The 22,242-nt window shown below is 45.4% G+C and carries 28 protein-coding genes and 1 tRNA gene; 3 read left to right on the top strand and 26 right to left on the bottom strand.

Annotation, left to right across the window (positions count from 1 at the left end; genetic code table 11):
- The 7 genes from Q0438_RS04120 to Q0438_RS04090 form a co-directional block, all read right to left on the bottom strand.
- On the bottom strand, positions 1-655 hold a 655-nt coding region (locus Q0438_RS04120; protein ID WP_299187669.1), incomplete at its 3' end, for a cytochrome c biogenesis protein ResB.
- A gap of 15 nt (positions 656-670) precedes the next feature.
- Positions 671-1,642 carry an NrfD/PsrC family molybdoenzyme membrane anchor subunit gene (gene nrfD, locus Q0438_RS04115; RefSeq protein WP_299187666.1) on the bottom strand — a complete coding sequence of 324 codons (972 nt, stop codon included), beginning with the start codon at positions 1,640-1,642 and terminating at the stop codon, positions 671-673.
- 1 nt (position 1,643) lies between these two features.
- Complete coding sequence (locus Q0438_RS04110; RefSeq protein ID WP_299187663.1) at positions 1,644-2,357, bottom strand: 4Fe-4S dicluster domain-containing protein; 714 nt, start codon at positions 2,355-2,357, stop codon at positions 1,644-1,646.
- A 28-nt stretch (positions 2,358-2,385) separates the two neighbouring features.
- Positions 2,386-3,156 (bottom strand): FKBP-type peptidyl-prolyl cis-trans isomerase N-terminal domain-containing protein, encoded by a 771-nt coding sequence (locus Q0438_RS04105; protein WP_299187661.1) that lies wholly within the window; start codon positions 3,154-3,156, stop codon positions 2,386-2,388.
- 60 nt (positions 3,157-3,216) lie between these two features.
- Entirely contained in the window at positions 3,217-5,292 is a 2,076-nt protein-coding gene (locus tag Q0438_RS04100; protein WP_299187659.1) for a cytochrome C, read from the bottom strand.
- 104 nt (positions 5,293-5,396) lie between these two features.
- Positions 5,397-6,815 carry a DUF3365 domain-containing protein gene (locus Q0438_RS04095; protein WP_299187672.1) on the bottom strand — a complete coding sequence of 473 codons (1,419 nt, stop codon included), beginning with the start codon at positions 6,813-6,815 and terminating at the stop codon, positions 5,397-5,399.
- Positions 6,805-7,494 carry a response regulator transcription factor gene (locus tag Q0438_RS04090; RefSeq protein WP_299187656.1) on the bottom strand — a complete coding sequence of 230 codons (690 nt, stop codon included), beginning with the start codon at positions 7,492-7,494 and terminating at the stop codon, positions 6,805-6,807. Before Q0438_RS04090 ends, Q0438_RS04095 begins: the two co-directional genes overlap by 11 nt.
- A gap of 170 nt (positions 7,495-7,664) precedes the next feature.
- Here Q0438_RS04090 and Q0438_RS04085 point away from each other — a divergent pair, with 170 nt between their 5' ends.
- The 3 genes from Q0438_RS04085 to Q0438_RS04075 all read left to right on the top strand — a co-directional run bounded on the left by Q0438_RS04085 (position 7,665) and on the right by Q0438_RS04075 (position 9,534).
- On the top strand, positions 7,665-8,258 hold the full coding sequence (locus tag Q0438_RS04085; RefSeq protein WP_299187653.1) for a tetratricopeptide repeat protein: 594 nt from the start codon (positions 7,665-7,667) through the stop codon (positions 8,256-8,258).
- Positions 8,259-8,454: 196 nt separating this feature from the next.
- The gene (locus tag Q0438_RS04080; protein WP_299187651.1) at positions 8,455-8,673 is read left to right on the top strand and encodes a hypothetical protein; all 219 of its coding nucleotides are present in this window, start codon (positions 8,455-8,457) and stop codon (positions 8,671-8,673) included.
- Between the two features lie 231 nt (positions 8,674-8,904).
- On the top strand, positions 8,905-9,534 hold the full coding sequence (locus Q0438_RS04075; protein ID WP_299187649.1) for a tetratricopeptide repeat protein: 630 nt from the start codon (positions 8,905-8,907) through the stop codon (positions 9,532-9,534).
- Positions 9,535-9,640: 106 nt separating this feature from the next.
- Here the strand turns inward: Q0438_RS04075 and Q0438_RS04070 are convergent, their stop codons facing one another.
- The 19 genes from Q0438_RS04070 to Q0438_RS03980 form a co-directional block, all read right to left on the bottom strand.
- On the bottom strand, positions 9,641-10,984 hold the full coding sequence (locus tag Q0438_RS04070) for a HAMP domain-containing sensor histidine kinase (protein ID WP_299187646.1): 1,344 nt from the start codon (positions 10,982-10,984) through the stop codon (positions 9,641-9,643).
- Positions 10,968-11,627, bottom strand: coding sequence for a response regulator transcription factor (locus tag Q0438_RS04065; RefSeq protein WP_299187644.1), 660 nt, complete (start codon positions 11,625-11,627; stop codon positions 10,968-10,970). Before Q0438_RS04065 ends, Q0438_RS04070 begins: the two co-directional genes overlap by 17 nt.
- A gap of 39 nt (positions 11,628-11,666) precedes the next feature.
- A complete protein-coding gene (locus Q0438_RS04060) occupies positions 11,667-12,410 on the bottom strand; it encodes a hypothetical protein (RefSeq protein WP_299187641.1) in 744 nt (247 codons plus the stop codon).
- 52 nt (positions 12,411-12,462) lie between these two features.
- Entirely contained in the window at positions 12,463-12,684 is a 222-nt protein-coding gene (locus Q0438_RS04055; protein WP_299187638.1) for a PepSY domain-containing protein, read from the bottom strand.
- Positions 12,666-12,944 carry a PepSY domain-containing protein gene (locus Q0438_RS04050; RefSeq protein WP_299187635.1) on the bottom strand — a complete coding sequence of 93 codons (279 nt, stop codon included), beginning with the start codon at positions 12,942-12,944 and terminating at the stop codon, positions 12,666-12,668. Before Q0438_RS04050 ends, Q0438_RS04055 begins: the two co-directional genes overlap by 19 nt.
- A 337-nt stretch (positions 12,945-13,281) precedes the next feature.
- Positions 13,282-14,610 carry a hydroxylamine reductase gene (hcp, locus tag Q0438_RS04045; RefSeq protein ID WP_299187632.1) on the bottom strand — a complete coding sequence of 443 codons (1,329 nt, stop codon included), beginning with the start codon at positions 14,608-14,610 and terminating at the stop codon, positions 13,282-13,284.
- A 373-nt stretch (positions 14,611-14,983) separates the two neighbouring features.
- Positions 14,984-15,712 carry a hypothetical protein gene (locus Q0438_RS04040; protein WP_299187629.1) on the bottom strand — a complete coding sequence of 243 codons (729 nt, stop codon included), beginning with the start codon at positions 15,710-15,712 and terminating at the stop codon, positions 14,984-14,986.
- 121 nt (positions 15,713-15,833) lie between these two features.
- On the bottom strand, positions 15,834-16,202 hold the full coding sequence (locus Q0438_RS04035; protein ID WP_299187626.1) for a hypothetical protein: 369 nt from the start codon (positions 16,200-16,202) through the stop codon (positions 15,834-15,836).
- A gap of 113 nt (positions 16,203-16,315) precedes the next feature.
- Complete coding sequence (locus tag Q0438_RS04030) at positions 16,316-16,678, bottom strand: hypothetical protein (protein ID WP_299187623.1); 363 nt, start codon at positions 16,676-16,678, stop codon at positions 16,316-16,318.
- Positions 16,679-16,778: 100 nt separating this feature from the next.
- Positions 16,779-17,057, bottom strand: coding sequence for a hypothetical protein (locus tag Q0438_RS04025; protein ID WP_299187620.1), 279 nt, complete (start codon positions 17,055-17,057; stop codon positions 16,779-16,781).
- A complete protein-coding gene (locus Q0438_RS04020) occupies positions 17,030-17,182 on the bottom strand; it encodes a hypothetical protein (protein WP_299187617.1) in 153 nt (50 codons plus the stop codon). Before Q0438_RS04020 ends, Q0438_RS04025 begins: the two co-directional genes overlap by 28 nt.
- Positions 17,183-17,297: 115 nt before the next feature.
- Positions 17,298-17,816: a hypothetical protein gene (locus Q0438_RS04015; protein ID WP_299187614.1), complete on the bottom strand. Its 519-nt coding sequence runs from the start codon at positions 17,814-17,816 to the stop codon at positions 17,298-17,300.
- Positions 17,817-17,935: 119 nt separating this feature from the next.
- Positions 17,936-18,196, bottom strand: a complete 261-nt coding sequence (locus Q0438_RS04010; RefSeq protein ID WP_299187611.1) for a hypothetical protein — start codon at positions 18,194-18,196, stop codon at positions 17,936-17,938.
- Positions 18,197-18,369: 173 nt separating this feature from the next.
- Positions 18,370-18,445 (bottom strand) — tRNA-Val (locus Q0438_RS04005).
- Between the two features lie 263 nt (positions 18,446-18,708).
- A complete protein-coding gene (locus Q0438_RS04000) occupies positions 18,709-18,855 on the bottom strand; it encodes a hypothetical protein (RefSeq protein WP_299187608.1) in 147 nt (48 codons plus the stop codon).
- Positions 18,856-18,888: 33 nt separating this feature from the next.
- Entirely contained in the window at positions 18,889-19,839 is a 951-nt protein-coding gene (locus Q0438_RS03995; protein WP_299187605.1) for a DUF3137 domain-containing protein, read from the bottom strand.
- Between the two features lie 77 nt (positions 19,840-19,916).
- Positions 19,917-21,017 carry a 1-deoxy-D-xylulose-5-phosphate reductoisomerase gene (gene dxr, locus Q0438_RS03990; RefSeq protein WP_299187603.1) on the bottom strand — a complete coding sequence of 367 codons (1,101 nt, stop codon included), beginning with the start codon at positions 21,015-21,017 and terminating at the stop codon, positions 19,917-19,919.
- The gene (locus Q0438_RS03985; protein WP_299187600.1) at positions 21,011-21,772 is read right to left on the bottom strand and encodes a phosphatidate cytidylyltransferase; all 762 of its coding nucleotides are present in this window, start codon (positions 21,770-21,772) and stop codon (positions 21,011-21,013) included. Before Q0438_RS03985 ends, dxr begins: the two co-directional genes overlap by 7 nt.
- Positions 21,773-21,817: 45 nt before the next feature.
- Positions 21,818-22,242: NFACT RNA binding domain-containing protein (locus Q0438_RS03980; RefSeq protein ID WP_299187597.1), on the bottom strand; the 425-nt coding region annotated here is incomplete at its 5' end.

The raw sequence follows: 22,242 nt of genomic DNA, 5'->3' as shown, positions 1-22,242 counted from the left end.
TCAGTTTCGAGCCCCAGCTTAGCATTATCTCTTCGCCGTCAAAGTTTAAAATTTTAGGCTCACCCAGCCAGCCAGCGCCGCCGTGAAGCTCTGCCTCTTGCTCGCTTCCGCCCTCAAAGCCCGCTTTTACCGCGAGCGTTCCCTGCTCGCCTTTGGGCGCGGGTTTGTAGGAGCCAAATTTGACGGTGAAGTTTTTAGAATTTATACTTTGCGTGAAGCTAAAATCGTTATCGCCGATTTGGCTTAAATTTAGCGGATGCTCGAACAGCGCGTCTTGCGTGCGGATTTGCAAGTATGGCTTGACGCTTACCATCTCGTTTTCGCTCTCGCCCGCCCTTACGTGCAGCACGCCCTCGGTGCCGAAATAACGCGTCAGCGCCGCACCGATAAAGATAACGATAAATGCCGCGTGCAGAACGAAAGAGCCGAAGCGGCGCCACATTTTGGTTTTTATGATTATTCCTAGCAGGCTAAGCGTCGCCGCGCCCATGACGCACTCGTACCAGCGCGCCTCGTAGACTAAAATTTTAGCCGTTTGCGTATCGTAAATGCTCTCTAAAAAGGTCGCGACGCCGGCACCTGCGGCTAGAATGAAAAGGAGGCAGAGCGCAAATTTATAAGAGATGAAAAATTTTAATATTTTTAGTGCGCTCATTAACCCTCCGCAGTTTTACATTATTATATCGTAAGTTTGACCTGCGTATAGTATAAACATTCTAAGAAGTAATACTCCGACCACGCTGGCAAGCGAGCTGACGTAGAACGCAAACGCAGAGTGAGCGATCTTTTTACCCAGTGCGAAATTTAAAACTAGCGGTACGCAAAAACCAACGCCTACGACGCCTAGCCAAAACAGCTGAGCGTAGAGCCCCTCGCTAAATGCGACGCTCGCGGCTTTTTGCACGTCGCTGCCCGTTACTAGCGAGACGAAAATCATGCCGATTAATAAAATTTCCATCGCCAAAACCGGCCACTCGACCGCGTGTAAAATTTTAAGATCGCCGCCGTGCGGGTCTGCTTTAAAGAAAAGCGCGGCTATCAGGCTAGATCCCGCGATGCCTGCCGATAAGCCAGACGCCACGAAAAGCGCAGGTAAAACGGCTGTATTAAGGATAGGAAATCTAACTAAAACCGAGATCAAAAAGCCCGTGTAAGCGCAGATCGCGACCGCAAAAACAAGCGTGAGCGCAAGAAATAGCGGACGAAGCGCGTTTACGATTTTCATCATAAGCTCAAAAAGACCTTTTAAAAAGCTAAGATTGCGCGTCAAAAACTCTCTTAGGCAATCTTCAAACGCATAAAGGCAGGCTACGAAGCTAAGCGGAATATAGACGCAAAGCGCCGCCACGCCCACAGACATAACCGAGGTAAAGTTGTAATTAATCAAAATTTTCCAAAAAAGAAGCGGCCGCTCCAAATCGGCTACCAGGCAGACCATACCGAGTAAGATCGCTACGAAAGATAGCAGCGACGCAGCTTTAAACAGCGGCGTGCTCTCGGTCTGTTTTTTGTAAAATTTGACGAGGATCGCGACTATCAAAGCGCCGCCGCTCATACCCGCTAGCAAAAGATAGACCGCGATTGGCCAGCCCCACTCCACGCCGTGCGAGAAGGTCGCAGTGAAATTTATGGCTCCGTTCATATCACACCCCCAGTTTTACCGCAGGAATATAGCGCAGACTCGGCTTCGTGCCGCACTCCGGGCGCATTCGCAGGCTGTCTTTTACGCGAAGTAGCTTGCTAATGTGCGAGCTTTCGTCGTTTAGATCGCCAAATACGATCGCCTCGTATCTGCACGCCTCGATGCAGGCGGGCTCGTGGCCGTCTTTTAAATTCGTATCCAAGCAGAAGTTGCAGCTCTCTGCGGCTCTTGTTTCGTGATTTATAAAGCGCACATCGTAAGGACAGGCGACGATGCAGTATTTACAGGCGATGCAGTCGTCGGTGTTCATCGTCGTGATGCCCGTTTTTTCGTCCTTGTGGCAGGCTTTTGTCGGGCAGACGTTCACGCACGGCGCGTCCTCGCACTGCTGACAAGATACTCTAACATAGCGCTTTTCTTTTAAATTTAGCGGATCGGTTTTATCCTGGATAAAAAGCCTCATTTGGCCTTTTGGGACCAAATTTACCTTTTTGCAGGCGATCTCGCAGTCGGTGCAGCCGACGCATTTATTTTGATCGAATATCATACCGTAGTGCGGCTTTTTCGGCTCTTGCTTTTTGACGCTCGCGTTTGCGTCTTGCGCGCTTTTATCCGCGCCGTCGCCGCTTTGTGCAAGTAAATTTGAGGCAATTGCGCCGAGCCCCAAAGAGCCGAGTGCGGCGGATTTTATAAAATTTCTTCTTTGCTTTTGCATATTCTCCTCCGACTAAATTTAAGCAAAACTACTTCGTTTTGTTCGCGTCGTGAAAGCTTTTAGCCTCGCTCTCGCTAAGCTTTTTCGCCGCTTCGGCGAGCTCGCCCGGTTTTAAAACCTTTAGCAGCTCCGCTTCGAAAACGACCGTCGAGCCGCCGGGGATCTTCTCCATCCCCTCGTTGCCGTAAGCAAGATCGCTAGGGATTACAAATTTATATTTCGAGCCGGTATCCATCATAAGCAGCCCCTCTTGCAGACCGTCGATTAAATTTATCATAGACAGGTGCGCGGGCATCTTCGCCGAATAGGTTTCGTCAAACACGGTGCCGTCGAGTAGATAGGCTTTGTAATTTAACACGATTATGCTCTCGGGCTTCGGTTTGTCGCCCTTGGCGGATTTTAAAATTTCATACTGAACGCCCGATTTTGTAGTTTTGACATTTGGATTTTTGGCGTTTTTCGCCATAAATTCCTCGCCTGCTTTTAAATTTTTCTCCACCTCGGCTTTAGCGATCGCATCGACTGCTTTATTAAGCTTGGCAGCTCTGTCGTTTAAAAGCTTTTCTATCTCGTCATTTTTTATTTTGGATCCGTCTTTAAAAACATCCAAAAAGCCCTCTATAACTATATCTTTATCGGTTTTTATCCCTAGTTTTTCCTGTCCGCTAATTTGATTCATCAAGTATTTCGCGGTAGATGCGCCGATAGCGTAAGCCTCGCGCTGATCATTCTGCGTAAGATCCGCGCCAAAGGATAGGCTAGCGGCTAAAAGCGGTACTAAAAAGAGTGTTTTTTGCATATTTTACCTTCATCAATTTAAAATTTAAAGGGGAGCGGACGCCCCGCCCCCCCTTTATCGCTATAGGTTTGCGTTTAGAATTCTTTGAGCCTCTTTAATATACTCTTTAGCGGCCTCTAGCCTTTGCTTAGTATATTTAAAGCCGTGCATACCCCATGAGCCGTCTTTTTCGATAAGATCGACGGTGTCTTGAGCTTTTTCGATCAGCTCGTAAACGCGAGTTTTATCGCTGGAGTCAAGCTTTTTGGTCTCAAGGATCGAGTAAATTCCCTGAATACCGATCTTAACTTGCGAGAAATCGCTCTTAATTGGAGTTTGCCAGCCCATAACCTCATCGTAAACCTGCTTTTGGTTCTTGAAGTGAAGCGTCTCTTTTAGCTCGGAAACGACAGGGCTGTGGCAGCCTTTGGTATCTTGCATATCTTTATCCGCCCACGAAGTTCTCGCGCACGACCACATAAGATCGACGAAATTTCGTCCATCTTTATTTCTTTGGAAGTGCCAATCTTTTGTATCCCTTGGACCCTTGGCAGCCTCGCCTGCGACTAGAGATTTTCTGGCAGGATCGATGTCGATCTTCCAGATGTGCGATCTTCTTTGAGTATCGAATCCCGCGTTGTCTTGGAACTGAATAGCGTAGAAATTCTCGCAGCTCATCATAAACGGCATATGGCAAGATGCGCAAGTGTTGTCTTTATGCGTATCGGCTCTTGCGGCGATGTAGGCTTGCTCTTGGTGGCAGTCCTTGCACTCTTTCGTAATCTTTGGTCTTGAGTAAAACGCGCTTAGGTAGCCCTGCTCGGAGTTGTAATTTACGCCCTTGACGTTCTTATCGCCTACGACAGGTCCTGTATTATCGTGCGGATCGTGGCAGGTTACGCAGCGCATACCCTTATCGTAGTGAGCGGTGAAGTAAGATTGAGAGCCCTCGGAGCCGCAGCCTGGTCCCATAGATTTAAATTTAGAGCTTAGAGATAGATCGGGCTTGCCGTTATTTAACGGATTGGCTCGTGCCAAATCAGGGCTATAGTTAAATCTTTGGTGGCAGCGTTCGCAGTTTGAAGTTCTAAAATTCGTAGCGCCGTCAAGGTGACCGCCCGCTCCGTGACACTCCTCACAGCTTACGCCTTTGGAGATAGTGTGCTTTTGAAGCTCTTTTGCATTACCCAAAGCGGCGTAAAATTCCTTCTTGGTTTTGAAGTCGAATTTAAACGGATGGCAGACCTCGCAATAAGATGCGTTTGCTTGAAAGAACATCGACTTTTTGTATTTCGCCGCGTAAGAAGCGAGGCCTCTTACGTAGCCGCCGTTATCGCCATAGTCGGCTAGGGTTTCCGGGAATTCCGGAGCGATCTTTTTGATCTTTTTAACCGTCTCGTCGTCTAAATTTAACGCCCAAGTCCTTTGGAATTGGTTACCGCCCGCTACGATCTGACCGGTGCCGTCTCGCAACAAGCCGCCCTCTACGTGATAGGTTCCACGTAGAAGCCATGCATCTACGTAGCCGAATTTAGTTCTTAGGTGCCCTACGGTAGCGTAGATTACGTCGGGAGTAATACCCTTTGGAAGGATCGACGCAGTATCCGGGCTAAATACCGGATCGGTTAGATTATTATTAACCTCTGGGTGCTCACCCGGGAAGCGGATAGTGGTGGCGTGGCGCGATCTGCTCCATGTCTCGTACTGCGCAGGGTGGCACTCGCCGCATTTTGCCGGACCTATAAATTTATTCGGAAATTGTAGCGAAGAGCCCGCAGGGATTCTATACATCATAGAGCTATAGCCCTTGCCGTCGTCTCTTTTGCTCGCTTTTGAAAAGTCAAATCCGTGACCTTCCGCAAGCCACTCCAAACCTCGGTCGTGAACGTCGAGCTTGCCGACTGTCTTACCGCCGTATTTGGTAAAAATAGGGTGGTTTTTAAATAGCCACTCATACATCTCCTGCTCTTCTACGACGTAGTCCTGCAAGGATATGACGCCTCTGCTTTGCAACGTGCCCTTAGGATTTGCGATGACGTCGCGCGATTTTTGCGACATTTCCATCTCATGCCCCATGCCTTCGTCGGCACAGGCTCCTGCGGCAAAAATGCTAATACAGGCGAGCGCGCCTAGTAGCATCTTATTCCATTTTTTCATGGCTCCTCCTTTGAAAATCAAATTTTTAAATTAGCAAAGTTCTACGATTGAAATAATATCAACAAAAAAGGGTAAAAAAGGGAGAAATTTAATAAAGTCTAAATTTAACGAAAAGATATCGTAAATATCGCGCCTTCGTCGGAATTCGCAGCGTTTATGCTCCCTCCGTTTTTTTCGATTATCATCTTGCTCATATATAGTCCGAGCCCGCTGCCTTGCTGTTTTGTCGTAAAGTGCGGCTCAAAAATTTTACCGATCTGCGCTTCATCGATGCGGCTTGCGTTATTTTCGATCGTGATTACTCGCTCGCCCTGCTTTAAAAACGAGCAAATTTTAATCTCGCGCCGTTTAAGCGGCACGTCCAAAAATGCCTCCTTTGCGTTATTTATGATGTTTATTAGCACCTGGATGAGCTCGTTTACGTTGCCGTAAAGGGTGAAATTTTCCTCTATCCGCACGCTTATGTCGATGACATGTTTTTTGAGCGAGGCGTTTAAAATTTTACGCGCCTGCTCGATCGCTTCGCCGGCGCTAAACTCCCTCTTAGGCATGTTTGGATTGAAGAAATTTTTAAAATCTTCGATCGTATCGCTCATAAATTTCACCTGCTCGCCCGCGTCCCTAATGCCGCCTTCGAGCCTTTCTTTTGAGAGCTTGCCCCGCTCGTTGTAAAGCTCTAAATTTATGAGCGTGGAGCTGATCTGAGATAGCGGCTGGCGCCACTGGTGCGAGATATTGCCGATCATCTCGCCCATGAGCGCGAGGCGGCTTTGATTTATCATCAAAAGCTGAGTTTGCATCTTTAAGGTCTCGTTTTTTTTGTGAATTTTATAGATACAAAATATACAGATCAAAAACACCGCAAGCACGCTTAGACCGCTGACGACGAACTCTTTGGTGTGGTAGAGCAAAACGCTTTTTATCGGAATTTTAAAGCTTATCATCGCGATCGTATCGCCTAGGCTGCCTTTGAAATTCCCCACGTCTCCGTAGAGCTCTTGCATCTTTTTAGGCGCTGCGTTTATGTTGTGACACTCGATACAGGAGGGCTGGGAGTTTGTGATCGGCAGGCTCAAAAGATACGAGGCACCGCCCTTATCATAGACGATTCTGGAGTATTCTTTGTATCTATTTTCTTTAAAGCCCTCTAAAATTTCATTCTCAAACTCGCTTCCCTCATGCTCGGGATTGAGCGGATCGGTAGCGACGAGCTTGTAGTCGTAGTTGATGTTTTCTTTGGCGAGCTGAATTTTATAAATTTCGCGCGTTATGTAGGTCGAGGACATCAGCCTCGGATCGAAAAAATCCTCGCTTAGAAGCTTTTTTTCTTTAAGCTCGTTTATTAGCGGGCGCTGCACGGTCGAGACGTAATCGCGCACCGCATTCATCGTATCTAGGATATAAAACGCCTCGCGCCTCGTATCTTTTAGCGCAAGCTCGCGGTAGAAGTTAAAAACCAAAGCCGTAATTACGATATATAGCAGCACGAAAAGCGCTACGATAAATTTAAATTTATACTTCAAAGAGATACCCCACCGCATATAAATTTTTGATCACGTCCTTGCCGATCTTGCGGCGTAGCTCTTTGACGATCGCCTTGATCGCCTCCTTGCTGGGCTGCTCGAACTCCCACATATAGTCAAATAGCTGCTCGTAGGTTATGGTTTGATTTTTGCGCGCTAAGAAGTATTCCAAAAGCTTGCTCTCGCTTTTGGAAAGATGACAGGCGCTGTCTTTGACGTAGATGATCTTTTTGGCAAAATCATACTTCAGCTCGTCATTTATACTAAGTATCGGCGCGTGATTTATCAGCTCCGCAGCGACGTCTTGCAGCGCCTTTATAAAGGCGTTTTTGTCGTACGGCTTAGGCAGATACCTAGTGATCTTAAGCTCCACCGCCCGCCACAGATACTCCTGCTCGGTGTGGCTCGAAAGTATCACGATCGGCACCGAGATGCCAGCAGCACGGATCTTTTTGACCACCTCTAGCCCGTCCATATGCGGCACGCCGATATCAAAAACCAGCGCGTCGTACGAGCCGCTCATCGCCTCATCAAGCGCCTCCAGCCCGTCCTTAACCCCCACTACTTCGCCGAAAAACAGCTGTAGCGATTCGGTTATATTTTTTAAAATCCCGGGCTCGTCCTCTAGGCAAAGAACCCTTTTATTGGACAAAACGTCCAATAATTCGTAATCTTGCATACTCTATCCGCCTCCAAATGTTAGATTATATAAATTTAGCATTAAATCAACGTTAAAGAGGGCTTGTGTTTTTAAATTTAAGCCTTTGCTCGCGAACGGGATATTTTATAAATTTTAGCGCTTATTAAAAACGAAAGAATATACTTTCGCAAAATTTTAAAGGAAATATTATGAAAAAAATCATTTTAGCTTTAGCCCTATTAAACTCTTTGGCTTTCGGTAAAACAATATTTACGAAAGAGCTGGTTAAAGAATTAGAGCAAAAATGCGAAGAGGGCTATTTCAAGGCCTGCGGAGCCGCCGGTCTTTTTTATGGAGATCCCGCTGCGCTAGGAGGCGATATATCCGATATAAACTATGGCAAAAAACTTTATTTTTATAAAAAAGCTTGTGACGAAAGGGAATATGTGGCTTGCTCGAATATAGGAGCGATGTATTTTAAAGGCGAAGGGGTAGAAAAAGACTATAAAAAAGCTATGGAGCTATTTACTAAAGCCTGCGACAATGGGGTTGCGGCCGCCTGCAATGGTCTAGGTTATATGTACGCAAGTAACCTGGGAGTAAGAGTTGATAGGGCGAAGGCTATGGGGTATTATAAGATGGCTTGCGATGGGGGAGATTCGGTAGGATGCGGAAATCTTGCCGAAAGTCTTGAAGAAAATGGCTATAACGTAGAAGCGGCGCGATACTATAAAAAAGCTTGCAAATTGGGTAAAAATGAAGACCCGTTCAACCTAATGATACAAAAATTCTGCGATAAATAGGGCATTAAAACAGCTTGCCGGTTGATCGAACTGCTGATCGAGCTACTTTTGGCGCGATGAAATTTTAAAATTTCATCGCTGCGCTCGCCGCCCAGCTCGGCATGCAGGGGCGTTAAATTTATCCGAAACGCTTTAAATTCCGTAAAATTTCAGCTTTGCAAAGATAGAATTACAGAATTTTTTAAAAGGATTTAGAATGAAAAATGTCCTATTGTTTGTCTGCGCGGCGCTGATTATATGCGGCTGCTCTAACTCGGAGCATCCAGAGCCCGGCGTTTCGTATTGCAGCGAGCCTAAAATGGACGAAGCATCGCATCAAATGATTCAAATTTGCGGCGAAAGCGAGGATCCGCAAATCGAAAATATGCAGTGCAACGAAAACGGGCTTTGCTTCGGCAGCGCAAAAATCAGGTAGCCGAAGCCCCCGCAGACGCTAGCGCTAAATTTAACTATTTTAGAGCCGAGCCGAACGCCCGCAGAGCGGTCTAAGCCGCACTTTAATTTAGCCCGCAATTTAAATTTAGCTCCGCTTCACGCGCCGACGCATTTTATCTATCTTATTTTAGCAAGCCCATCAAGACGGGCATATTCAGCGCTTATTAAAAAGCGAAAGAATATACTTTCACAAAATTTCAAAGGAGCAGAGATGAAAAAAATAGTTTTGATTGTAGGCGCATTGGCTTTTTTATCCTTTGGTATAACACTAACGAAATCGGAGATTAAAGAATTCGAGAAAGAATGTGAAGCGGGCAATTTTGAAGCTTGCGGAGCGGCCGGTATATTTTATGAACATCCGGTTGAACTCGGAGGAAGCGCGTCCGATAGGGATTATAACAAAACGCTTTATTACTTTAAAAAAGCTTGCGATGGAAACCTATATGCAGCTTGCTTGGAAATAGGAGCTATGTATGTCCGCGAAGAAGGGGTAAAAGCAGATTATAAAAAAGCTATGAAGCTATTTAATAAAGCTTGTAAAGGCGGAGAGATGGAAGCCTGCAGTAACCTGGGCTTTATGTATCAATACGGCAAAGGGGTAAAGGTAGATAAAATAAGAGCTATAGAGTATTACAAAAAGGCTTGTAATGCGGAAAATTGGGGCGGGTGCGGAAATCTCGCAGTAATTCTTGAAGAAAGCGGTGATAAAGCAAGTGCGGTACAATACTACAAAAAGTCCTGCGAATTAGGTAAAAATGAAGAAGATCTATTTAACCCCGAAAAAAATGTTTTGCAAAGATTCTGCAAAAGATACGAGATATTAAAAAAGCTTGCCGATTGATCGGACTACTTTTAGCGCGATGAAATTTTAAAATTTCATCGCAAAGCATCGTAAATTTGGATTTACGCCGATTACTTTGCTTTTATTTCTCGCGATTTAGCGAAATTTATTTCAAAAGCTCAAATTCCGCCCAAAATTCGCTGCCCGCGCCATCGATCTCGCCGCTTTTTACGCCGAGCTTCGCGCCGTGAATTTTAGCGATATTTGCAGCGATTGCCAGCCCAAGGCCGCTGCCCGCGTTTAAGCTTTTATTTCTTGAACCCTCGGCTTGATAAAATTTATTCCAGATTAACTCGCTTTCTTTTTGCGAAATGCCAGCGCCATCGTCTTTTACGGATAGTAGCGCGTGCGTTTTGGTTGCGCTTAGACTTAACTCGATCTTGCTAGCGGTAAATTTTAGCGCGTTGCTTAAAAAGTTATCCGCTAGCCGCAAGATCATAAGCTCATCGCCCCAAATTTCAACGCTTGGCGCTATATCGTAGCCAAATTTTATCCCTTTGAGCTCAGCCAGTTTTTCATAGTCCTTCGCGAGATTTTGCAAAATAGAGCTTAAACTCACGCGCTTTAGCGTTAAATTTCTGCCCGATTCCAGCCTCGAAAGCTCCAAAATTTGATCTATCAGCGAGGCGATCTTTTTTGACTGCCTGGCGATGACATCCAGCGACTCCTTGGCTTCGTTTAAATTTTGCGCATAGCTTGCGGTATAGTCGCTCTCGGCTATGATGACGGACACCGGCGTGCGCAGCTCGTGGGAGACATCGGAGGTGAGCTGCTTTTCGTTTTGATAGACCTTTTCGAGGGAATCCAGCATAGAGTTAAACACGCTCGCAAGCGCGTGCAGCTCGTCTTTGCCCGTAGGCAGCTCTATTCGCTTTGAAAAATCCTTGCTAGCGCCGATTTCAAGGGCGGTTTTAGACATCGCGGAGACCGGTTTCATCGCATTTTTTATCGTCTTGTAGCCTCCGTAAAGCACGAAGGCGAAGAGGATCGGCACGAGCAGGGCCAAAGCGAGCAAAAACAGCCCCTCTTTTTTAAAAAACCCATCCGCGCTTATCACGCCTCTGATCCAGACCCCCCGATTCTCGGTCGCGGCGTCGTAGTAGTAAAAGCGGTTTTCGCCGTTTTCATAAAGCCGCACTTCGCCGCCGTCCATTTTAAGCGAAGTTTCAAAATTTTTAGGCGCCAGGCCGCCCGTTAGCTCGCCATTTGCGCTGTATTTTATAAAAAATATCCCATCGTCGTAGGGCTCAAATTCTTCCATATCGCTAGCGATTTTGGCGACCGATTTGGCTAGCTTTTTTTGACTTACGTCCTCAAAAATTTCATCCGCCGCGACCGCCGAAATAGCAATTAAAGCCGCTACGATAACGAGGATAAAAAACGAATACCAAAGCGTCACGCGCGCCGTAATGGGTATGTTTGCGAGGATCCGCTTAATCCTTAATAACATAGCCGAGCCCTCTTTTAGTCTGGATCACTTCGCATTCGCCGAGCTTCTTTCTTATATTTTTTACGAGCACGTCGATGACGTTTGAGCCGCCCGTGTAGTCGAAGTCCCAGACGTGCTCCTTGATCTGATCGCGGGTTAAAATTCTGCCCTTATTTAGCATTAAAAACTCTAAAATTTCATACTCTTTGCCCGTTAGCTCGATGTTTTGTCCGCCAAGTTCGACCGATTTTTTAGAAAGGTCGATCTTTAGCTCGCCTGCGTAAATTTCATTGGCGGCGCTGCCGCTGTTTCGGCGAATGAGCGTGCGCGCTCTAGCCAGCAGCTCCTTAAAATCAAAGGGCTTAACCAAATAATCGTCCGCACCCGCATCGAGCCCCTTTACGACGTCGTCCACCTCATCCTTTGCCGTCAGTATCAGCACGGGTGTCGCGAGCTTTGCGGCGCGCGATTTTTGCAAAAACGTAAGTCCGTCCATCACGGGCATCATAATATCAAGCACGATGAGATTGTAGCGCGCCACGGCGGTAAAGTCCATCGCCTCCTCGCCGTTAAACGCGCTATCGACGCTATATCCGTCTTTTTTGAGGTGTTTTACGATCACGTTGTTTAGGTCAATTTCATCTTCGACGACTAAAATTTTCATCTTTGCCCTTTTTAAATTTTGCCCGCTATTTTATCAAATTTAACTTTTGATTTTCAGCTTTAAAATTTCGCCGCCCCTCGCCGCGATCTTAAAATCATACGAAAAGCCGTTAGATTTGGCCTTTGCTTCATAAAAATACTCGTCGCCCCGCAAGCCCGAAGCATGTCTTTTGACTAGATAAATTTGGCCGAATTCTATCCCGCTTGCGTCCGTTTTTAGGCGGTTTGCGACGATCTCCTTGATAATGGCGCGCGAGATGATCTGCGCACCGTCAAATTTCGCCTGCTCCTCGTTTATTTTTGAAAGCTGCGCTTTTTGCGCTTCGTCTTTTAGCTCGCTTGCGGCGTCCAATAGCCACAGCCCCGCCCTGCCGGCACAAACTAGTGCGCTGGCTGCGCTTTGCAGCGAAATTTCGAGCGCTTTTTTAAATAAATTTTGCGCTTTGCATTTCGGAGCGCCCACGCATATTTTTTCCGCGCTTTCGCCTACCTTGCTCGCGTTTTGATCTAAATTTTCGTAGCCCTGCTCCGCCCCGCTTTCGCCGGAATTTCGCTCGGCGCTTTCATCTAAAATTCGGTTTAGATTTTCAACCGTGCTTTCCTCGCCGTTTTCATCTAAATTTAGAGTGCTTTTGCTCGCCACGCTCGCGCTATCGTCTAAATTTACACCGACGTTTGCGTTTAAATTTTCATCCGCGTTTTCGTTAAAATTCGCGCTCAAATTTTCCTCCGAATTTCGCCCGCTAGTTTTATCGTCTAAATTTTGATCCCTGTTTTTGCTCATATCTTTTCCTTTGCCTAAATTTCGGCGCCCGAAGCTACTCGGGCGCATAAAATCACTTCGTGTAGTTGCCGATAATTTCGCCTGTTTGAGCGTTTATTATCACCTTTTTCTCGCTCATGCCTTTTTTAAGCTCGACCTCGTAGATCCAAGTGCCGTTTTTATTATCAAGATCGGCCTCATCAAGGCTCCAGCCAGCCTCAAGCGCTAGCGCCTTATCTGCGGCCTCGTCGATGCTAAGAGCGAACTTTGAAAAGTCTATCGCCTCGTTTGGCAATATAAATTTTTGTTTTTAACCTCTTGTTTTACGATCCGGCCGCTTGCGGCGTCGATTTTGATCTCTTGTTTTTGATTGTCTTTAAAAGACTCTATCTCATAAAAAGTCGCCCCCTTTTTAACATCCATTGATATATCCTTGATCTTTGAGCCAGGGAAATTTTTCTCCGCGATGTTTAAAGCCTCCTTGGACGTGATAGCCTGCAAGCTCGTCGCACCTAAAACCGCCGCTAAAACCGCTGCGCCTAATAACTTTGTCATTTCTGATCCTTTTGTTTTGATTTCCAACTTTCGTTTGGATGAGTGCATTATAAAATTCATAAATGAAGCTGCGATGAATAAAGATGAATTTCGTTAAAATGCGCGATAGAGTCTAAATTTAAAGAAGCGAAAAGCAGGCAAGATCGATCTTGGCTCGGTTTTTGAGGCGCGGAAAATTTAATCCGCGCCGTGATAAAATTTTGAAATTTTATAAAATTTACCGCCCCGCCGAAAATTTAAAATTTAGCGGGCGCGAGCGGATTTACGGGCACGCGAGAAATTCTGCGCGCTGTTTCATGCAGCGTTCGCGCGCCCGTAAAGATTGCCCAAGCGACGCTTATTCGCCCAGGAAGTATTTCAAATCAGCCTGCGCGTCGCCGCTGATTAGGCGAAGGCCGAAATTTTGCACCAAAAAGCCCAAAATTTCGTCGTTGAAAAACTCAGGCACGGTAGGTCCTACGTTGATGTTCTTGACGCCTAGGCTAAACAGCGCAAGTAGGATGATGACCGCCTTTTGCTCCATCCACATCAGCACGATCGAGACCGGCAGATCGTTTACCGCGATGCCCGTAGCCTCGCTAAGCGCCAGAGCGATCTTGACCGCGCCGTTGCTATCGTTGCACTGACCTAGATCGATATAGCGCGGAAGCTCGGTGCCGGGCACGGTTCCAAAATCCACGTCGTTGAAGCGGAATTTACCGCAGCTGGAGGTCAAAACCACGCAGTCTTTCGGCAGGCTGAGCGCTAGCTCGCGGTAATACTCGCGTCCCTTGCCCGGCGCATCGCAGCCTGCGATGACGAAAAAGCGGCGGATTTTGCCAGATTTGATCGCGTCTAAAATTTGCGGCGCGAGGCTCAAAATCGTCTTGTAGTGCCCGCCCGTCACCAAGCTCTCGTCGCTGTCCATACTCACGTCGCCGCATGCAAGCGCGCACTCGATGAGCGGCGTAAAATCGTCGTTTTGGATATGTTTGATCCCGTCGGTGCCCGCGATAGAGTAGCCAAACAGCCTGTCCGCGTAGCTACAGGACGAGCGAAGCGGCACGATGCAGTTGGTGGTCATCAAAATCGCGCCTTTAAATTCGTTAAAAAGCTTGGTCTGATCGAACCACGCCTTGCCGACGTTGCCCTTTAGGTGCGGATACTTGCGAAGCTGCGGATAGCCGTGCGCAGGAAGCATCTCGGAGTGTGTGTAGATATTGATGCCCTTGCCCTCGGTCACTTTTAGTAGCACCTCAAGAGCGTGCAGGTTATGGCCGCTAACCAAAATCGCCTTCCCCTCGACCTTGTTTTGGCTAACTTTAACCGGGGTCGGTACGCCGAATTTTGCGGTATGCGCCTCGCTTAAGATATCCATCATCTGCACGCCCGCGCTTCCGACGGCCATCAGCTGCGCGATATGCTCGTCAAAGTTAAAATTTGAGTTCGTCAGCGTGAAATACAGCGTGTCCGCCATAATGGTATCGACCGCGCTAGTATCGGCGCCGAGCTCGTGCGCGTGGTGGCGGTAGGCGCTAAGCCCCTTAAGTCCGAAAACCATAGTGTCTTGAAGCAGGCTTAATGTGGAATTTTTGCCGCAGGTGCCTTTGCTTTGGCCCTTTGCGCCGCAGCCCTCGGGTACGCTCATTTGGCACTGATGACAGAACATCTCTAGATTGTCGCTCATAGAAGATCCTTTATAAAAAAATTTAGTTAGTAATTTTAAGATTATATTTAGAAGAATAACTTGATTGTCGTCAAGAAACGGCGAAATTTTATCAAATTTATTTATAAAATGAGAATTTAAAATTTTGCGGATTAAATTTAAACTCCTCTTGCGACGGCAAAGACGCTGCGTAAATTTAGATAACGCGCGAAATTTAAAGGAGCCGGTATGGATAATAAAGACGGACTGAATCGCTAGCTGGCAAAATCATCAAGCACGCAAAAAATCGGCCTGGAAAATAATCAAAAGAAATTTGCCTAGCTTGATTTGCGCTCCTCATAAATTTACAGCCCACCGAACCTCTATAATTACCCATTAACGGCTAAATTTTAAATTATACTATCTCTACCGATATTTGAGCGTCGATTTTGCCGTCGTTTTCTTTTAAAATTTCAGGAAATCCCAATTTTATAATCTGCTCTTCACAGAGGCTATAAGAATAGTGGATATTTGCCTCTACGCTCAGCGGAGCGACTATTTTCGCAACTTCGCTAAAAGGCAGCTTAACGTCCAATAACGCCACGTAAAAGGCGTCCTTATCGCTATCAAAGACATTTATATAGCAGCCTTTTATATTTTTATCGCCACTATTTGGAGCTTTGATTATTCTTTCGTGGACAGCAGTGGATTCGAAGAAGTATGAAAAACCGGGCTTAACCATATCGATGCATCCAAAAGATCTCATCTGCTCTATGTTTAGGCTATAGCTATATACATAGTAGGGATCGTCTTCATCCGATTTTACGATTTGTTTTATATCTTCTAAATCAAAATCTATTTGCCGAGAATCGGCGTAGCTCTCATCGATACCGAAAGATGTTATCTCATAATATGTCTTATAATACATATCGCGTATATGAAATTTAATTCGCTTATCTCTTAAAAGCTTTGGATCTATTTTTAGATCTAGTTTTTGCGCGTCCGATTTCGCAATCAATTCAGGCTCGAATATAAATTCTTTTCCAAAACGATCGCTTTGCCCTTTTGGAATTTTAAGTCCATAGAGTTCCCGTCCATCTCTTACCGGAAAAAGATAACGGAAAATACCTTTTATGCTTTTCATTTTTTAACCTTTTTTGTTTTATTTGCTTTCTCAACCCGCTTAAATTTACGTTATGCTCGCTTGGATACTCTGCGCGTATTGAAATTTTAAAATCCGCGCCAAGTATCTTTCCGCCTGACGGCTAGTACTTTCTTTTTACTATATCGTCTTTTTTTACGAAATACTCCGTTTCGCTGCAAGGATAGTAAATTTTACACCATTTATCGTTACAGCTTTCGATAGGAACGACGCCAAATATTCCTTTTCTAACATCTGCTATCGTAAAATTTCTATCTTTTATTATATATATCGGAGCTTTTAAATCATTTCTACTCTTTAATTCATAAAGTTTTTCGACACCTATAGGATAATCGCTAAAAAATGTTTCGCAGGTACTGACATAGCCGCCCCCGTTCCCATAAGTAATAAAATGGTTGGTTAACAAAAGATCCTTGCAGCCGCTAAATATTGCTATGCAAATTATGGCTAATACTAATGTCAAAATTCTCATCTTATTTTACCTCCTTTATCGGAATTCTATTTATAACGCCTTATAATATTCCTTGCAAATACATACGCAATTTTAAAATTTTATACCTTAATTGTGTCTATCTTTTGAATATTTTATTCCTCGTCGCGCCGATTTTGCACCCTCTTTAGCCATTCTTTTTCAAATTTAAAATATTTTTCAAGCTTTTTATTCTTTTCTATTTGATCCGATTTTTCTACCTCGGCATAATCTTGCAGTTCGCCTCCGCACTTAGGGCAAACACTCCTATCTTTAACGTCCGAGAAATTATAAAATTTAAGACACCCTTTGCAGCGCATAAATTTAGGATAATATTTTATGCTTTTTTCGGAGCGAAATGCGAGATATAAAAAGAAAACGCACGCCGCAAAGCATAAAATTCCAATTATTATACGCAGATATATACTATCAAATTTTGCCGATGCCATAAAATAGGGTTTTATATCAACTTCCCCCAATAGAACGGCTGCCAGTCCCCATACGAAAAAAGCAAAAAAGCCGATTAATGCAAAAATTCTATTTAGCATTTTTATACATTCCTCTATAATAAATCAAATTTCATCGCTTTTTAAATTTGCGCTTTTTGATCTTCGGGGGTTTAACGCCTTGATGAGGAGCGTTTCTTCGCCAGTAGTCGCCGTCATTATACTCCGTAAGCTTTTTGCCGCAGTCTGGGCAAATTTGATCCGTGTTTTTGACGTCCTCGTATCGGTAAAATTTACCGCAGTCTGCACACCACATATACTCCGGGTATCTTTTTATGCTCTTTTCAGAGCGAAAGGCGAAATAAAAGCCGTAAATACCCGCTATTAAAATACGATTGCGGGCAATATCCACAAACTACCTGCATCATCAAATTTAATATATTTCTCGCCTATCTTTACATGTTTATGTACCGTAAAATTTATAAGATATAAGAAGCACATTATGCCTGTCAAAAAAGCGGCAATTCTATCTAGCATTGCGCTGCTCCTTTTCCTTATGATCTGCTTTGCTCATCGTGTTTTGCGCCATACCGTCCGATCCTTAAATTTTAGCTCTATGAGAGAAATTTTATTTTTGATAGTTCGAAATTTCTCATATAACAAACCTGGAATATTGCAAAATCAACGTATAATCTTCACTATAAAATTTTACCCTATTTTTTCTATTGTAGATACTCATACTTAGCAGGTATTTGGCGAAATTTATATAATCCTTCGTACTAGGGAAATAAAATGTAACGCTTTGGTAGAATGTTTTAAAATCCAGCTCAAATTTATACCTGTCCATATCGTCCGCTATGCAGCACTCCGCTTCGTCCATTTTGATCAATTCCTTTATATCTATACATAATTGAACGCTATTTTTTGCAAATCGCGCTCCTCCCACCCAATATTCATAAGGGAAAAGCTCTAGGTATGAGACCCTTTCATTATACGATGATGTTAAAATGTTTTTTGCGAAATAATACATAGCCAAATTCGTAGTAAAACCCAATACCACAAGCTTTTTGTCTTCTAGAATTTTAATATCTAATTTATGATACTCATGCCCCATAAGTTCCTCATCGATAGTTAGAGGATCCTCTTTTATATAAATTTTATTCGGTAGCACTGATTTATTCTCCTTTTGCGCACTATGCCGTTATTCATCGAGTGCCGTCGAGTATGATCCCAATCCCTTTGATTGCGGAGTATAATAACTTTTTCCATCTACATTGAAGCTGTTCGTGTTCATATTTTCTCCAATATAAGTTCCGCCGAGCCCTCCTCAAGCGAATTATACTCATCCAGATGTATATGCGAATGTTTCGGCGCAGAATCTTGCGCTAAAGTAAGCAAATGTCTGGCAAGAGATATAAGCCCGCTTTTATTCGCCCTTATAGTAACTTCGTTTCCTGGAGCATTGACGGAGATCGCGAAGTCCATTTCCCATTGTAGCTGCAGTCCCTTTTCTGCGCAATAGTCTAATGTTTTTATAACATACTGTCCCATATATCGCCGATACTCCTTTCTAAATTTAATCGGTTGCCGATAGAATTTACCTCATCGATCGGTTAGCCGATCTCATAGTATTTTGGAAAAATTATATCTAAAATAAAAATGAAAGGGGTCGGAATAACTAAATTTAAGACAGGTGTTGTGCGCAAAAATGAAAATAGCTTAAATGGTGGTCCCGATTGGACTCGAACCAACGACTTCCACCATGTCAAGGTGACACTCTACCAACTGAGTTACGGGGCCAAAAAAGAAACGGCAGTATATCAAAAAAATCTCTCAATAGCAAGCGAATTTTAACTTTTCGTAAAATTCCGCCGAAATTTTAGCATCTTATCCTTGCTGAAATTCTATACAAGATTTCGCCGCGACGTAAAATCCCGTCGAAATTCTACGCGAAATTCCACTATTTTGCCAAAATCCCCATGCCGAAACTCCGCGCGAAATTTCATGATCTTTCCAAAATCCGCGTAAAATTTAATGGCGCAAACTTGCGGCGCAGCCTAAATTTACGCCAGATATGGCGCGATTTTGGTGTGTTTCGCTTGGATGTCGCTAAATTTTGCAGCTCCTTGCGCGAACCGCACGCTCCGTTTGTTCGCCCCACCATGCCTCGTTTTGCCCCGCCTGCCTTGCTTCGCCTCGTCTCGTTTCATCTACTCGCCTTGCCTCGCTCTGCCTTGCGCCCGTTAAGACGTCCAAATTTTCTCATTCAGTTTTAGAATTTTTACGATTTGCAGCATCGCGTCCAGATCGATTTGTATCTTGCTCGCGAGCTTATCACCGCGTATTGGCCTATTTAGATCGGGCTCAAAGCTATCGTATCCGCGAGGGATTTTTATATAAATTTTGCTTTTTCTGAAGCTAAGCGCGATCTCCGATTTCGCAAGCGTTTTCAAAAATAAAATTTTCTCCATCAGCGCCGGCGTTAGCACATACGCAGCGGCGACCGCGTCTTTTGCATATACAGCAAAAGATCTATTAAATTTCGCGTTATCCATATTGCAAGATTTTGCACCGCTTTCCAAGACGCCGTGCGGTAGCTTTATTTGTCTTGGAAGAATAAAAATGTCGGATCTGATCTTTTTATGAAAATCGGCTGCGAAAAAAAGACCTTGAAATATCTCCACTTCCTTCTTTTCATAAATCAAAGTGAAAAAGCTATCATCTATAGTCTCTTTAGACATCCAAATATCGCAGAAGCTAAAGTCCACGCCGTCTATGCTTCCGTATATCAAATCATCTCCGCCAGAATTTGCATATTGATTAAAAAGCCCGCTTTGCAGGATATCTTGCTCTTGAGTTACGGCGCCGAATCTGTTGTATTTATATCCTAGACTTTCGACGTAGGGTGCTATGTAGAGGGCTTTGTATTGCAGCGCGAATTCTCGCGTTTTGACTTTGTAGGTTTTTTCGTAAAATAGCTTATAAGTAAAATATAGCGCTATGCCCAGACCAAATAAAAGATACGGCATCCCCAAAGGCGTACCCTCTTCGCTAGCCATATACCTCATTAGGAAAACCGCAGGGATAAATATCGCGCAGGCTTTAAGCAGGCTTATTATTTTCCATTTTATGCGGCTTTGCAGCAGCTTGCGGCGCTCTTTTTCCAAATTTACGATAGTTTGTACGTCTAACAATTTTTGATCCTAAATTTCACCGCTTGCGGCAAGATAGCTTAAATTTAAACTCTAAATTTAAGCAGGCAAAGCTAGGCTTAAAGCTCGCCGTTAAATTTCAGCAGTTCGTTTGCATACGCTCGCACGCTCGCGTCCACCGCCGTAAGCGCGTCCGCATCCGTTACGCTAGGCGAGTTAAATTTCTCCGCGCACTTCAGCACGACGCGCGCAATGTCGGTGAAGCGGCAGCGCTGCTGCAAAAACGCATTTACGCCCGCTTCGTTCGCGGCGTTGATGACGACGCCTAGATCGGGGTTCGCTAGCAGCGCGTCTTTGAGGGTAAAGATTTGAAATTTCATCTCGTCGATCGGTTTAAGCTCTATCGGTCGCAGAGCGCACAGATCCACGGGCGCGGTGATCTGCTCCCGTACGTCGCCGCCAAACATCGCGTGCGCGATAGCTAGGCGCATATCGGCCCTGCTAATGTGCGCCGTCGTAGAGCCGTCTACGAATTCGACTAGCGCGTGGATCTGCGAGGTGCGTTCGATGAGCGCATCGATCTCGCGCGTGCCGTAGAGCCAAAACGCCTCGATCACCTCAAAGAGCTTATTCGCCATCGTGGCGCTGTCGATCGTGATCTTCGCGCCCATCTTCCAGTTGGGGTGCTTTAGGGCGTTTTGCGGCGTGAGCGAGCCCAGCTGCGTTAACGGCACATCGTAAAACGCACCTCCGCTAGCCGTGATGATTAGGCGAGAAACGGGGATTTTGGCATTGCTGAGCAAAAATTTCAGTCCGAAATGCTCGCTGTCGATCGGGTAAATTTTATCCGTTTGCAGAAATTTCCCGCCGACGACCAAGCTTTCTTTGTTAGCTAGACAGAGCCTTTTGCCGAGCTCTTGGGTTTTTAGGCTGGGCATCATGCCAGCAAAGCCTACGAGAGCGTTTACCACGGTCGTGCTTTTGCACTCCGCAAGCATCTGCAAAATTCCATCCGCGCCGCAAAATACCCGCTCGTGATCTACCTCGCTTTTTTGCTGCGCGTCCGCGATACAGACGAGACGAGGGTGAAATTTTGCGATCTGTTCGTTTAAAAGCTTGATATTGCGCCCGCAGCTAAGCGCTTCGATCATACTGCCGCTGCGCGCGGCTACGTCTAGGGTGTTTGTGCCGATAGAGCCCGTGGAGCCTAAAACTACCATGAATAGACTATCGCCATCGCGATCGCGCCGAACATATAGCCGTCGATGCGGTCTAAAATCCCGCCGTGTCCCGGAAAGAGCGCGCCGCTATCTTTAAGACCCGCCGCGCGCTTTAGGTAGCTTTCAAATAGATCGCCCAGCACGCTAAAGATGACGATTACGATGGTTTTGCTTAAAATTTCGAGCGACGGCAGATTGGTAAAGATGCGCGCGTAAAGAAAGCTTACGATGAGCGCAAGCGCAAGACCGCCTAGCACCCCCTCTACGGTTTTATTCGGCGAGCTAGCGCTTAGCGGAGTTTTGCCGAAGGCTCTACCGATAAAATACGCGCCGCTGTCGCTGGCGATGACGATGAAGATCAGCCAGACAAAGTGAAAGACTCCCAAATCATCGTAAACCGCCCACATCAAAAAGATCGGCGTTACGGGGTAGATGAAAGGAAGCGCAATCTTTAGGCTAGGACCTTTGGTAAAGGCTACTACCGAGGCGACGCACAGGATCGCTAGGATGCTAACCTTTAGCGCCGAGACGAAGGGCTCGTCGGTCTGCGTAAACGGCAGCAGCGCAAAAAACGCAAGCGCGAGCGCCAGCCATTTCTTGCCTTCATCCTCCAGCATCCAAAGCTTCAGGCTTTCGTAAAACGCAAGCACGAGTATCAGCGCAAATACGGCGAAATTTAGCCACCTGGCGTTTATTAGAATTAGAGCTAAAAATACGGCGAGTAAAATTCCTGCCGTGATTATTCTTTGCTTCATAAAATTTCCTTAAAATTTATTTTGTGAATTATACATCAAGCTCGCTTATTGCGGCTTTAAAACGCTGATCGTTTTGAAATTTACGTAGTTTACGAAGGCGCCTTCGTTGATCTTTACGTTTCGGCGCTTGGTGTAATCGACGAGATATTTTCCACTCTCTTTGACGCTGAAATTTACGCAAATTTTAGCGGCCATCTGCACCGCCTCCTCGCTTAGGTTCTGCTTGTTCGTCTTTACGATTACGTGCGCGCTAGGAACGTCTTTGAGATGAAACCAAAAGTCCTCCTTGCTGCTGTTTTTAAGCAGGCGGACGTTACCGCGCTCGTTTTTACCGACGCTGATTTTAAAATCGCCCAGATAGAAGTTCTGCACGTCCTGTTCGCCCTCGCCCTCCTTGCGCCGCTCCTGCGCGATGCGTTTGCGCGGAAGCAAAATTTCAAGCTCCTGCTCGCTCTGCGCGTTTTGGATCA

It is taken from the genome of uncultured Campylobacter sp. (assembly GCF_938030785.1).
Classification (GTDB): Bacteria; Campylobacterota; Campylobacteria; order Campylobacterales; family Campylobacteraceae; genus Campylobacter_B.
The sequence above is the reverse complement of the archived record's forward strand: the minus strand, read 5'-3'. Positions and strand labels throughout refer to the sequence as shown.

Coding starts and splice junctions, on each gene's coding strand:
- Q0438_RS04090 (WP_299187656.1), bottom strand. CDS start 7,494: ATGCAAGATTACGAATTATTGGACGTTTTGTCCAATAAAAGGGTTCTT.
- Q0438_RS04110 (WP_299187663.1), bottom strand. CDS start 2,357: ATGCAAAAGCAAAGAAGAAATTTTATAAAATCCGCCGCACTCGGCTCT.
- Q0438_RS04060 (WP_299187641.1), bottom strand. CDS start 12,410: ATGAGCAAAAACAGGGATCAAAATTTAGACGATAAAACTAGCGGGCGA.
- Q0438_RS04105 (WP_299187661.1), bottom strand. CDS start 3,156: ATGCAAAAAACACTCTTTTTAGTACCGCTTTTAGCCGCTAGCCTATCC.
- Q0438_RS04050 (WP_299187635.1), bottom strand. CDS start 12,944: ATGACAAAGTTATTAGGCGCAGCGGTTTTAGCGGCGGTTTTAGGTGCG.
- Q0438_RS04080 (WP_299187651.1), top strand. CDS start 8,455: ATGAAAAATGTCCTATTGTTTGTCTGCGCGGCGCTGATTATATGCGGC.
- Q0438_RS04010 (WP_299187611.1), bottom strand. CDS start 18,196: ATGGGACAGTATGTTATAAAAACATTAGACTATTGCGCAGAAAAGGGA.
- Q0438_RS04085 (WP_299187653.1), top strand. CDS start 7,665: ATGAAAAAAATCATTTTAGCTTTAGCCCTATTAAACTCTTTGGCTTTC.
- Q0438_RS04040 (WP_299187629.1), bottom strand. CDS start 15,712: ATGAAAAGCATAAAAGGTATTTTCCGTTATCTTTTTCCGGTAAGAGAT.
- Q0438_RS04035 (WP_299187626.1), bottom strand. CDS start 16,202: ATGAGAATTTTGACATTAGTATTAGCCATAATTTGCATAGCAATATTT.
- Q0438_RS04065 (WP_299187644.1), bottom strand. CDS start 11,627: ATGAAAATTTTAGTCGTCGAAGATGAAATTGACCTAAACAACGTGATC.
- Q0438_RS04020 (WP_299187617.1), bottom strand. CDS start 17,182: ATGCTAGATAGAATTGCCGCTTTTTTGACAGGCATAATGTGCTTCTTA.
- Q0438_RS04070 (WP_299187646.1), bottom strand. CDS start 10,984: ATGTTATTAAGGATTAAGCGGATCCTCGCAAACATACCCATTACGGCG.
- Q0438_RS04100 (WP_299187659.1), bottom strand. CDS start 5,292: ATGAAAAAATGGAATAAGATGCTACTAGGCGCGCTCGCCTGTATTAGC.
- Q0438_RS03985 (WP_299187600.1), bottom strand. CDS start 21,772: ATGAAGCAAAGAATAATCACGGCAGGAATTTTACTCGCCGTATTTTTA.
- nrfD (WP_299187666.1), bottom strand. CDS start 1,642: ATGAACGGAGCCATAAATTTCACTGCGACCTTCTCGCACGGCGTGGAG.
- hcp (WP_299187632.1), bottom strand. CDS start 14,610: ATGAGCGACAATCTAGAGATGTTCTGTCATCAGTGCCAAATGAGCGTA.
- dxr (WP_299187603.1), bottom strand. CDS start 21,017: ATGGTAGTTTTAGGCTCCACGGGCTCTATCGGCACAAACACCCTAGAC.
- Q0438_RS04000 (WP_299187608.1), bottom strand. CDS start 18,855: ATGAAACGAGACGAGGCGAAGCAAGGCAGGCGGGGCAAAACGAGGCAT.
- Q0438_RS04075 (WP_299187649.1), top strand. CDS start 8,905: ATGAAAAAAATAGTTTTGATTGTAGGCGCATTGGCTTTTTTATCCTTT.